This is a genomic window from Rhizobium sp. SVR5-9E (assembly GCF_056755095.1).
The window spans coordinates 1-1,932 of record NZ_JBNDHS010000205.1 but is presented as its reverse complement, the minus strand read 5'-3'; the positions used below and the strand labels follow the sequence as shown (position 1 = coordinate 1,932).

General features: G+C 63.4%; 3 protein-coding genes. All 3 read left to right on the top strand.

Features of this window, described 5'->3' with window-relative positions; translation table 11 throughout:
• Positions 1-317, top strand: a 317-nt coding sequence (locus tag ACPYOJ_RS34370) for an FAD-linked oxidase C-terminal domain-containing protein (protein ID WP_481420225.1), incomplete at its 5' end; no start/stop codon positions are given.
• On the top strand, positions 314-1,522 hold the full coding sequence (gene glcE / locus ACPYOJ_RS34365; RefSeq protein ID WP_481420224.1) for a glycolate oxidase subunit GlcE: 1,209 nt from the start codon (positions 314-316) through the stop codon (positions 1,520-1,522). The genes ACPYOJ_RS34370 and glcE, both read left to right, overlap by 4 nt.
• 3 nt (positions 1,523-1,525) lie before the next feature.
• Positions 1,526-1,932, top strand: a 407-nt coding sequence (locus ACPYOJ_RS34360) for a 4Fe-4S dicluster domain-containing protein (protein WP_481420223.1), incomplete at its 3' end; no start/stop codon positions are given.

Below are 1,932 nucleotides of genomic sequence, written 5' to 3'. Positions count from 1 at the left end.
ACTATGGCCTGCGAGTCGCAAACGTCTTTCATGCCGGAGACGGCAATATGCATCCGTTGATCCTGTTCAACGCCAACGATCCGGAAGATGCAGCGCGGGCGGAGGCTGCGGGCAACGAAATCCTGAAGCTCTGCGTCGACGCCGGCGGCTGCCTTACCGGCGAACATGGCGTTGGCATCGAGAAGCGTGATCTGATGCGGCATCAGTTTTCGGAAGCCGACCTCGCCCAACAGATGGCAGTGCGCGCCGCCTTCGATCCCGGCTGGCTGCTCAATCCATCCAAGGTCTTCCCGCTTGATGGGCGCAGCGCTGCATGATCGATTTTCTGCCGGAGACCGAAGAGGCGGCGGCCTCGATCATTCGCGAACACGCGGCCACGGGCAGGCCGCTTGCCATCTGCGGCGGCAACACCCGCTCCGGTTTCGGCAATGCCGTGGAAGCGGAGGGCTGGCTGCGTTCGGTCGGTTTGACCGGGATCGTCTCGTACAACCCCGGCGAAATGGTCATGACGGCGCGCGCCGGAACGCCGGTTTCGGCAGTCGAAGCGGCGTTGGCGGAGAATGGCCAGATGATGGCTTTCGAGCCGATGGATCACCGTCCGGTCATGGGCACTTCGGGCGAGCCGACCATCGGCGGCGTCTTTGCCGCCAACGTTTCCGGTCCTCGCCGGTTCATTGTGGGGGCGGCGCGCGATAGCCTGCTCGGCATTCGTTTCGTCAACGGCAAGGGCGAAATCGTCAAGGCGGGTGGAAGGGTGATGAAGAACGTCACCGGCCTTGATCTCGTCAAGCTCCTGGCTGGTTCGCACGGCACGCTCGGCCTTCTGACGGAGGTCACCTTTCGCGTACCGCCGCGGCCGAAGGCGGAGGAGACGGTGGTCATCTCCGGCCTCAACGACGCAGAAGCGGCCGATGCAATGGCTGTCGCGATGGCGCAGCCCGTCGACGTCTCGGGTGCCGCGCATTTGCCGATGACCGTCTCCTGGAAGTTTCTCGACAGCACGCTCTCTGAAGGCGAGGCAACCTGTCTGCGCATCGAAGGCCTGCACGGTTCTGTCGACGCCCGGGCAACCAAGCTTGCTGCGGCTATGACGGCGTTCGGACCTGTCACGCGCTTGGAGCACGGCGAGAGTGTCCGCCTCTGGAGAGATATCCGCGATGTCGCTCCCTATGCCGATGGAACAATGCGTCCGGTCTGGCGCGTCTCCGTCGCCCCGAGCATCGGCCATCAGCTCGTCGCCGCACTGCGCCTCGAAGCTGGCATTGACGCGTTTTACGATTGGCAGGGCGGCCTGATCTGGATGCGGATGGAAGCCGATCCGGAGGCCGAGCTGATCCGCCGATACATCAAGACGCTCGGCGGCGGCGGCCATGCCACGCTGGTTCGTGCAAGCGCCGAAGCGCGTGCTGCAGTCTCTGCATTCCAGCCGCAGTCCGAGCCCGTTGCTCTTCTATCGGCGCGCGTAAAGCAAAAATTCGATCCAGCTGGTATACTCAATCCGGGCAAGATGGCGGAAACCTGATCAATGCAGACGAACTTCACCGCCGAACAGCTGGCCGATCCGCATGTCGCCGAATCCGAGACGATCCTGCGCAAATGCGTGCATTGCGGCTTCTGCACCGCCACCTGTCCCACCTACGTCGTGCTGGGCAACGAACTGGACAGTCCGCGCGGCCGCATCTACCTCATCAAGGACATGCTGGAGAATGGCCGGGCCGCCGATACCGAGGTGGTCACGCACATCGACCGGTGTCTGTCCTGCCTCGCCTGCGTGACGACATGTCCGTCCGGCGTCGACTACATGCATCTGGTCGATCATGCCCGGGTTCATATCGAAAAAACCTACAAGCGGCCGTTCATGGAGCGAATGACGCGCGGCATCCTGGCGGCCGTGCTGCCCTATCCCGGCCGTTTTCGCCTGGCGCTGAACCT

What these genes read in the sequence shown, in the direction of transcription:
- glcE (WP_481420224.1), top strand. Translation starts at nt 314, where the DNA reads ATGATCGATTTTCTGCCGGAGACCGAAGAGGCGGCGGCCTCGATCATT.